The organism is Rhodococcus sp. R1101 (genome assembly GCF_000278445.1).
In the GTDB taxonomy this organism is placed as follows: Bacteria; Actinomycetota; Actinomycetes; order Mycobacteriales; family Mycobacteriaceae; genus Rhodococcus; species Rhodococcus gordoniae.
This window is the reverse complement of record NZ_AJVB01000148.1, coordinates 1-8,355: the sequence shown is the minus strand read 5'-3', so window position 1 is coordinate 8,355 and position 8,355 is coordinate 1. Positions and strand designations below refer to the sequence as shown.

Genomic DNA, 8,355 nt, shown 5'->3' with positions numbered 1-8,355 from the left:
GCAGGCGCGCCGCGAGCACCTGCATCGCGCGGGCCTTGTTCTGCAGCTGGGAGCGCTCGTTCTGGCAGGTCACCACGATGCCGGTGGGAAGGTGTGTGATGCGCACGGCCGAGTCGGTGGTGTTGACGCCCTGACCGCCCTTGCCGGACGACCGGTAGACGTCGATGCGCAGGTCGCTCTCGTCGATCTGCACCTGCTCGACCTCGTCGGGCTCGGGGTAGACGAAGACGCCGGCCGCGGAGGTGTGCACGCGGCCCTGCGATTCGGTGACGGGCACCCGCTGGACGCGGTGCACGCCACCCTCGAACTTGAGGCGGGACCACACGCCGTCGCGCACATCGGTCTTCGACTTGACCGACAGGGTGATGTCCTTGTAACCGCCGAGATCGGAGTAGGTGGCGCCGAGAACTTCGACGCGCCACCCGGCGCGTTCGGCATAGCGGGTGTACATCCGGGCGAGGTCGGAGGCGAACAGAGCGGACTCCTCACCGCCCTCACCGGACTTGACCTCGAGGACCACGTCGTCGCTGTCGTGCGGATCACGAGGAGCGAGCAGGTCGGTGAGGGACCGGTCGAGCTCGGCGACCTGCGATTCGAGGTCGTCGACCTCCGACGCGAACGACGAGTCGTCGGTGGCGAGTTCGCGCGCCGCTTCGAGATCGTCGCGGGCCTGCTTCAGAGCGTTGTAGGTCGACATCACCGGGGCGAGTTCGGCGAACCGCTTGCCCACCCGGCGGGCCGCCGCGGGATCGTCGTGCAGCGACGGGTCGGACAGCTGCTGCTCCAGACCCGCGTATTCGGCCAGGATGTCGTCGATGGCCGACGGCTTGGTCTGCCCCGCCATGAGTGTGCTCCGCTCTGATTCGGTCCGTGCAAAGAAAATGCCGACGCCCGGCCTGCACGGGGGCAGTACCGGGCGTCGGCGTGACAGCTAGCTGTCGGAATCGGCCTTCTTCGATGCACGCTTGCCGTAGCGAGCCTCGAAGCGCGCGACACGACCGCCGGTGTCGAGGATCTTCTGCTTGCCGGTGTAGAACGGGTGGCAGTTGGAGCAGACTTCGACGGTGATCCGTCCGGCCTCCGACGTGCTGCGGGTCTCGAACGTGTTGCCGCAACCGCAGACGACGGTCGTCGTCACGTAGTTGGGGTGGATTCCTGCCTTCATGGTGTCCCTTTCGTGGCCGCCGGGTCGCCTTCGCGGGTCGAAGACGTGAACCGGAGCCGGACTGAGCCTGTCGATTATGCCAAACGTAGGGCCCCGGGGAGAAATTCCCCGGGGCGCCGACGTCAGTCGTCGAGTGCCCCCGGTGCGGTCTTCGCCACATTCATGAGGAACTCGATGTTCGTCTTGGACTTCTTGAGCCGGTCGATGAGCAGATCGATCGCCTGGTGCGAATCGAGGCCCGAGAGCACGCGGCGCAGCTTGTGCACCACGGCGAACTCGTCCGGGCTCATGAGCAGCTCGTCCTTGCGCGTACCGGACGGGTTGACGTCGACCGCCGGGAACACGCGACGCTCGGCGATCTTCCGGTCGAGCTTGAGCTCGGCGTTGCCGGTGCCCTTGAACTCCTCGAAGATCACGGTGTCGCCGGTGGAGCCGGTCTCGACCATCGCGGTGGCGATGATCGTGAGCGACCCGCCGTTCTCGATGTTGCGGGCAGCACCGAGGAAACGCTTCGGCGGGTACAGCGCGGTCGAGTCGACACCACCGGAAAGGATGCGTCCGGATGCCGGCGACGAGTTGTTGTACGCGCGGCCGAGACGGGTGATGGAGTCGAGGAGCACCACGACGTCCTGGCCCATCTCCACCAGACGCTTGGCACGCTCGATGGCGAGCTCGGCGACCGAGGTGTGGTCTGACGGCGGCCGGTCGAAGGTCGAGGCGATGACCTCGCCCTTCACCGAACGCTGCATGTCGGTGACCTCTTCGGGACGCTCGTCGACGAGCACGACCATGAGGTAGCACTCGGGGTTGTTGACGGCGATCGCGTTCGCGATGTCCTGGAGGACCGTGGTCTTACCGGCCTTCGGCGGCGACACGATGAGCGCGCGCTGCCCCTTACCGATCGGCATGACCAGGTCGATCACGCGCGTGGTGAGGATGTTCGGCTGGGTCTCGAGCCGCAGACGCTGGTTCGGGTACAGCGGCGTGAGCTTGTTGAACTCGGGGCGGCGCTTGGCCGAGTCGACGTCGCGGCCGTTGACCGTGTCGAGGCGGACCAGCGGGTTGAACTTCTGGCGCTGGTTGCTCTGCTCGCCCTCCCGGGGAACCCGCACGGCACCGGTGATGGCGTCGCCGCGGCGCAGACCGTTCTTACGCACCATGTTCATCGACACGTAGACGTCGTTCGGGCCGGCGAGGTAGCCGGACGTGCGCACGAACGCGTAGTTGTCGAGGACGTCGAGGATGCCGGCGACCGGCTGCAGGACGTCGTCCTCGCGGATCTCGGGCTCGCGCGAGTCCGAACCGCCTTCGTTGCGGTCACGTCCACGGCGACGCTCACGGAAGCGACGGCCCCGGCGGCCGCGGCCACCTTCCTCGTCGTCTCCCCCACGGTTGTCCTGGCTCTGACGCGGACCCTGGTTTCCGCCGTCACGGTCGCCGCCGTCCTGGCCGCGATCACCCTGGTTACGGTCACCCTGGTTACGGTCACCCTGGTTGCGATCGCGCCGCGAGGAGCCGTCGCCGGAGTTGCGGTCCTGGCCCTTCTCGCGCTGCGAGTCGCGGTCCTGGCGGCCGTCCTCGGACGACTCGGCACCTTCGGTCTGCTGGTTCTGGTCGGCGTTGTCGCCACCACGACGTCCGCGACGGCCACGGCCGCGACGGTTTCCGTCGGATTCGTTGTCGCCGCTGGGGGTCTGGGCACCCTGCTGCTTCTCCTGCGAGCCGTCCACGGCCGACTTCGCGTCGGCCTTCTGCTCGGGCGACTTCGCGTCGGCCGGGTTCGCGTCGGCCTTCTGCTCGGGCGCGACGGTCTCGTCGGAGGCGGCACGGCCACGGCGACCGCGGGTGCCACGCGAGGGCGCTCCCTCGGGCTTGTCTGCCGTCTCGGTCTTCGCTGCCGCTTCGGCCTTCTCGGCGGACGCGGTCTTGTCGGCGCCGGTGTTCGACGCAGCTGCAGGCTGCTCGGTGACAGGTGCGGCGGCGCCGCCTCCCTGCCGCTCCTTGATGGCAGCGATGAGATCGCCCTTGCGCATCCCGGAGGTGCCCTTGATTCCGAGCTCGGCGGCAAGTGTCCGCAACTCGGCAAGCACCATGCCCGAAAGGCCTGCTCCGCGGCGACCGCGCGTGGTCGTCCGGCTACCGGCCTCGGGAATGTCGAGAGCAGGTGTAGCGATCAGGTCCGTATCTGTCACGGAGATCCTTCCTTCCCTCGCTCGCTTCATGCGCAGCAGAGGGTTCGTCCCGCAGATCAGTTCGTCCACTGAGCTGGGATTTGCCGTACGAGTTCAGGGAAAACGAACGGTCGGCACGTCCGCCACCACACCGAAATCCGGTAGGTGCGGTCTGTCCCCCTCCCGGATCCGGGAGCAGGTGAGGATCGATCCAGGTTCGACGCCCCGATGGAGCTGGAGTGATTGCCCTGGAGAATCCGGCGACTGATACGCACGACGTGCGGACACCCCACAGAATAGCGACGATCTGTACGTAGGGCAAGAATCGCCGTGCCGGACGGGACGTGTGTGTTGCACCACCGTCCACCCCCGCATCCGGCACCGCGCGCCGGTCTCAGTCGACCTGGACGCCCTCGGCGATCTCGAGGTCCAGCACCGTCAGATCGTCGGCCTCGGCCGCGGCTCGCAGCTCGTCGGGCAGCGCGGAGGTCGTCAGCGCCAGCACCGTCGGCCCTGCACCGGAGACGACGGCGGAGATACCTGCTTCGCGCAGTGCGGCCACCCATTTGGTGGTGAGCGGCAGGGCAGGGGCCCGCTGGGCCTGGTGGAGCAGATCCTGCGTTGCCGGCATCAGCAGTTCGGGTCGCTCGGTGAGCGCGACGACCGCGAGAGCCGCCCGGCTGACGTTGAACGCCGCGTCCCGATGCGGCACGAGCTCGGGCAGCAGTCCCCGGGTGTGGGCCGTGGAGGAACGGACCGACGGGACGAAGGCGTACGCCTTGATGTCGGGGTGCACGCGCAGGTTCACCGCGCGGTAGGTCCGCTGCTGGGAGTCGACCTCGACCTCGGTCCACGACACCACGGCTCCGCCGAGCACGCTGGCGGAGGCGTTGTCGGGATGTCCCTCGAACTCGGACGCCAGTTGCACGAGCTGCTCGTCGTCGAGGACACGCTCCGGCGCGATCTTGCGGACGAGCCCGTTGGCCGCCGCCAGCCCTCCCACCGCCGCGGAGGCCGAGGACCCGAGCCCGCGGGAGTGCGGGATGACGTTGTGGCACACGACGTCCAATCCGTCGGCCCACACACCGGCGGCCTCGAGTCCGCGCTCGACGGCTCGGACGACGAGGTGGGAAGGTCCCCACGGAACCTCTTGCGCGCCTTCCCCCTCCACCCGCACGTCGAGGCCGGAAGCCGTTGTCGTGACGGTGATCTCGTCGTACAGGCCGAGGGCGAGGCCCAGGCAGTCGAAGCCGGGGCCGAGGTTCGCGCTCGAGGCCGGAACCCGTGCCGTCACCGAGAGCCCCACGGGCAACGTCTGCGTCATGTCCTGATTCCCAACGGAGGAAGGCGTGGCGGTCAACTCAGGCCAACTCGAGCGCGGAGGCGACCGCGACCGGGTCGACCGGGATCGGCTCGACCACGGGCACATCGCGCAGGGCCGTGTCGGGGTCCTTGAGGCCGTTGCCGGTCACGGTGCACACGACCTTCAGGCCGCGTTCGAGCCAGCCTTCCTTGCTCGCGGCGAGCAGACCGGCGATGGACGCGGCCGACGCCGGCTCGACGAAGATCGACTCGGACTTCGCGAGCAGCCGGTACGCCTCGAGGATCTCCTCGTCGGTCGCCGCGCGGAACGCGCCGTTCGACTCCTCCTTGGCGGCCACCGCACCGTTCCACGATGCGGGAGCACCGATGCGGATGGCGGTCGCGATGGTCTCGGGATCCTTCACCGGATGGCCGAGGACGAGCGGTGCGGCACCGGCGGCCTGGACGCCGAGCATGCGCGGGCGGCGCGTGCTGAGGCCGTCGGCGGCGTACTCGCTGTAGCCCTTCCAGTAGGCGGTGATGTTGCCGGCGTTGCCCACGGGCAGCACGTGCACGTCGGGCGCGTCGCCGAGCGCGTCGACGATCTCGAAGGCCGCGGTCTTCTGGCCCTCGATACGCACCGGGTTCACGGAGTTGACCAGCCCGATGGTGGAGAACTCCGCGGTGGTCTTGCGTGCCAGCTCGAGGCAGTCGTCGAAGTTGCCCTCGACCTGCACGATCTTCGCGCCGTGCATGACGGCCTGGGCGAGCTTGCCCATCGCGATCTTGCCCTGCGGCACGAGCACCGCGCAGCCGATGCCGGCGCGTGCGGCATAGGCGGCGGCCGAGGCAGAGGTGTTGCCGGTGGACGCGCACAGCACGGCCTGCTTGCCGGTCGCGAGGGCCTCGGTGACCGCCATGGTCATACCGCGGTCCTTGAACGAACCGGTGGGGTTGAGACCCTCGACCTTGACGTGGACCTCGCAGCCGGTGATCTCCGACAGGCGCGGAGCCGGGAGCAGCGGCGTGCCACCCTCGCGCAGCGTGACCGTCTTCCAGTCGTCACCGATCGGCAGGCGCGAACGGTACGCCTCGATCAGGCCCGGCCACGGCGTGTGCACGGGGGTGGTGTTCTTCTCGGCCGCGCTCATTCGGCGGATCCCTCCAGTCTCAGGACGCTGGTCACAGCGATCACGGATTCGAGTTTGTCGAGCGCTGCGACGGTATCCGCCAGCGCACGGTCGGTGGCCTGATGGGTGAGTACCACCAGACGGGCAGCGTCGCCGGCGCCTTCCTGGCGGACCGCTGCGATGCTCACGTCCCGCGTGGCGAACTCGGCGGCGACCGCCGAGAGCACACCGGCGCGATCGGCGACCTTCAGGTTGACGTAGTAACGCGTGAGGATGTCGCTCATGGGTGCGATCTCCAGTTGCGCATACTTCGACTCGCGCGGACCGCGCCCACCCTGAACCCGATTGCGGGCGGCCATCACGAGGTCGCCCATCACCGCGGAGGCGGTGGGGGCGCCACCTGCGCCCTGGCCGTAGAACATGAGCCGGCCCGAGGACTCCGCTTCGACGACGACGGCGTTGAACGCGCCGTTGACCGAAGCCAGCGGATGCTCGCGAGGCACGAGCGCCGGGTAGACGCGGGCGGACACGCGGTCCTTGCCGTCGGCGGACGGGACGCGCTCGCACAGCGCGAGCAACTTGATCGTGCAGTTGAGCGCACGCGCCGAGGTGAGATCGGCGGCGGTGATCGAGGAGATGCCCTCGCGGTAGACGTCGGCCGCCGTCACACGGGTGTGGAAGGCGATCGACGCGAGGATCGCCGCCTTGGAGGCGGCGTCGAAGCCTTCGACGTCGGCGGTGGGATCGGCTTCGGCGTACCCGAGGCGACTCGCCTCGGCGAGCGTCTCGTCGTAGTCGGCGCCCGTCTCGTCCATGGCCGAAAGGATGTAGTTCGTGGTGCCGTTGACGATGCCGACGACCCGGTTGACCTTGTCGCCCGCGAGCGACTGGGTGAGCGGGCGGATCACCGGGATCGCGCCGGCCACAGAGGCCTCGAAGTACAGGTCGACGTTGCGGGACTCGGCGGCCTCGGCCAGTTCACCGGTGTAGGCGGCGAGCAGCGCCTTGTTCGCGGTGACGACGGACTTGCCTGCGTCGAGCGCCGTACGCACGAGCTTGCGGGGCAGTTCGATGCCACCGATGAGCTCGACGACGATGTCGACGTCGTCACGACGGATCAGCGCCTCGGCGTTCGTCGTGAGCAACTCCGCGGGAAGTCCCCTGTCGCGGGAGACGTCACGGACCGCGACCCCCCGCAACTCGAGGGGCGCACCGATGCGCGCCTCGAGATCCGCGGCGTCCTCGCGGATGATCCGCGCGACCTCGGCACCGACTGTGCCGTGCCCGAGAACCGCCACACCCACCGGACGCCGGCCCGAAGCATCGGTCGCCGTTGCACTGGTCACTCCGAAACCTCCAAGTTGAGCAGATCTTCCACGGTCTCGCGGCGCAGCAGAACGCGCGAGACACCGTCCTTGACCGCCACGACGGCGGGGCGAGGCAGCAGGTTGTACCTGCTCGACATCGAGTAGCAGTATGCACCCGTCGCCGCGACCGCCAGTAAATCACCGGGTGCGACGTCGGCGGGCATCCAGGCGTCGCGGATGACGATGTCGCCGCTCTCACAGTGCTTGCCGACGACCCGCGAGACCACCGGTTCGGCCTCGCTCACGCGGGAGACGAGGCGCGATTCGTACTCCGCCTGGTACAGCGATGTGCGGATGTTGTCGCTCATGCCGCCGTCGACGCTGATGTAGCGGCGGACGTGTCCGGAGCCGACCTCGACGTCCTTGAGGGTTCCCACCTCGTAGAGGGTGACGGTGCCCGGTCCGGCGATGGCCCGCCCGGGTTCGACCGCGAGGGTCGGAGCCGGGAGCCCGGCGAGTGCGGACTCGTTCCGGACGATGTCGCCCAGCTTGGCGGCGAGATCGGCGACCGGCGGCGGATCGTCGCTCGGCACGTACGAGATGCCCAGGCCACCGCCGAGGTCGACGATGCTCATCTGCGCGGTCTTGTCGACACCGAACTCGGCGACGATGTCGCGCAGCAGACCGATGACGCGGTGCGCGGCGAGTTCGAAGCCGTCGACGTCGAAGATCTGCGAGCCGATGTGGCTGTGCAGGCCGACGAGTCGGAGGTTGTCGGCGCCGAAGACCCGGCGCACGGCCTGCATGGCATGGCCACCGGCGAGTGAGAGCCCGAACTTCTGGTCCTCGTGCGCGGTGGAGATGAACTCGTGGGTGTGGGCCTCGACGCCCACGGTCACCCGGATCAGCACGTCCTGGACGACACCGGCCTCACCGGCGACCGCATCGAGCCGGTCGATCTCGGCGAGCGAATCGAGCACGATGTGCCCGACCCCTGCGGTCACGGCGGCCTGCAGTTCGCGGACGGACTTGTTGTTGCCGTGCATCGCGATCTTCTCGGCGGGGAAGCCGGCGTGCAGGGCGACGGCGAGCTCACCGCCGGACGCGACGTCGAGCGAGAGTCCCTCCTGGTGGACCCACCGCGCGATCTCGCTGCACAGGAACGCCTTCGACGCGTAGTGCACCTTCGCCGTCGGACCGAAGGCTTCCGCGATCTCCCGGCAGCGGGAGCGGAAGTCGTCCTCGTCGACGACGAACAGCGGCGTGCCGTACTTCTCGGC

At 68.8% G+C, this 8,355-nt stretch carries 7 protein-coding genes; all 7 read right to left on the bottom strand.

Features of this window, described 5'->3' with window-relative positions; all coding sequences use genetic code 11:
• The coding region (locus R1101_RS0111570) for a PCRF domain-containing protein (RefSeq protein ID WP_016933592.1) at nt 1-844 on the bottom strand (844 nt) is incomplete at its 3' end.
• Nucleotides 845-931: 87 nt separating this feature from the next.
• Nucleotides 932-1,165 (bottom strand): 50S ribosomal protein L31, encoded by a 234-nt coding sequence (gene rpmE, locus R1101_RS0111565; protein WP_016933591.1) that lies wholly within the window; start codon nt 1,163-1,165, stop codon nt 932-934.
• A gap of 122 nt (nt 1,166-1,287) precedes the next feature.
• Nucleotides 1,288-3,258, bottom strand: coding sequence for a transcription termination factor Rho (gene rho / locus R1101_RS0111560; RefSeq protein WP_016933590.1), 1,971 nt, complete (start codon nt 3,256-3,258; stop codon nt 1,288-1,290).
• Between the two features lie 472 nt (nt 3,259-3,730).
• Complete coding sequence (gene thrB, locus R1101_RS0111555) at nt 3,731-4,660, bottom strand: homoserine kinase (RefSeq protein WP_016933589.1); 930 nt, start codon at nt 4,658-4,660, stop codon at nt 3,731-3,733.
• A gap of 37 nt (nt 4,661-4,697) precedes the next feature.
• Nucleotides 4,698-5,789 carry a threonine synthase gene (thrC, locus tag R1101_RS0111550; protein WP_006552580.1) on the bottom strand — a complete coding sequence of 364 codons (1,092 nt, stop codon included), beginning with the start codon at nt 5,787-5,789 and terminating at the stop codon, nt 4,698-4,700.
• Complete coding sequence (locus R1101_RS0111545; RefSeq protein WP_016933588.1) at nt 5,786-7,072, bottom strand: homoserine dehydrogenase; 1,287 nt, start codon at nt 7,070-7,072, stop codon at nt 5,786-5,788. Before R1101_RS0111545 ends, thrC begins: the two co-directional genes overlap by 4 nt.
• Before the next feature lie 38 nt (nt 7,073-7,110).
• On the bottom strand, nt 7,111-8,355 hold a 1,245-nt coding region (gene lysA / locus R1101_RS0111540; protein WP_016933587.1), incomplete at its 5' end, for a diaminopimelate decarboxylase.

Excerpts from the sequence above, each read along its gene's own strand:
- thrC (WP_006552580.1), bottom strand. The coding sequence starts at position 5,789 with ATGAGCGCGGCCGAGAAGAACACCACCCCCGTGCACACGCCGTGGCCG.
- thrB (WP_016933589.1), bottom strand. The coding sequence starts at position 4,660 with ATGACGCAGACGTTGCCCGTGGGGCTCTCGGTGACGGCACGGGTTCCG.
- rho (WP_016933590.1), bottom strand. The coding sequence starts at position 3,258 with ATGGTGCTTGCCGAGTTGCGGACACTTGCCGCCGAGCTCGGAATCAAG.
- rpmE (WP_016933591.1), bottom strand. The coding sequence starts at position 1,165 with ATGAAGGCAGGAATCCACCCCAACTACGTGACGACGACCGTCGTCTGC.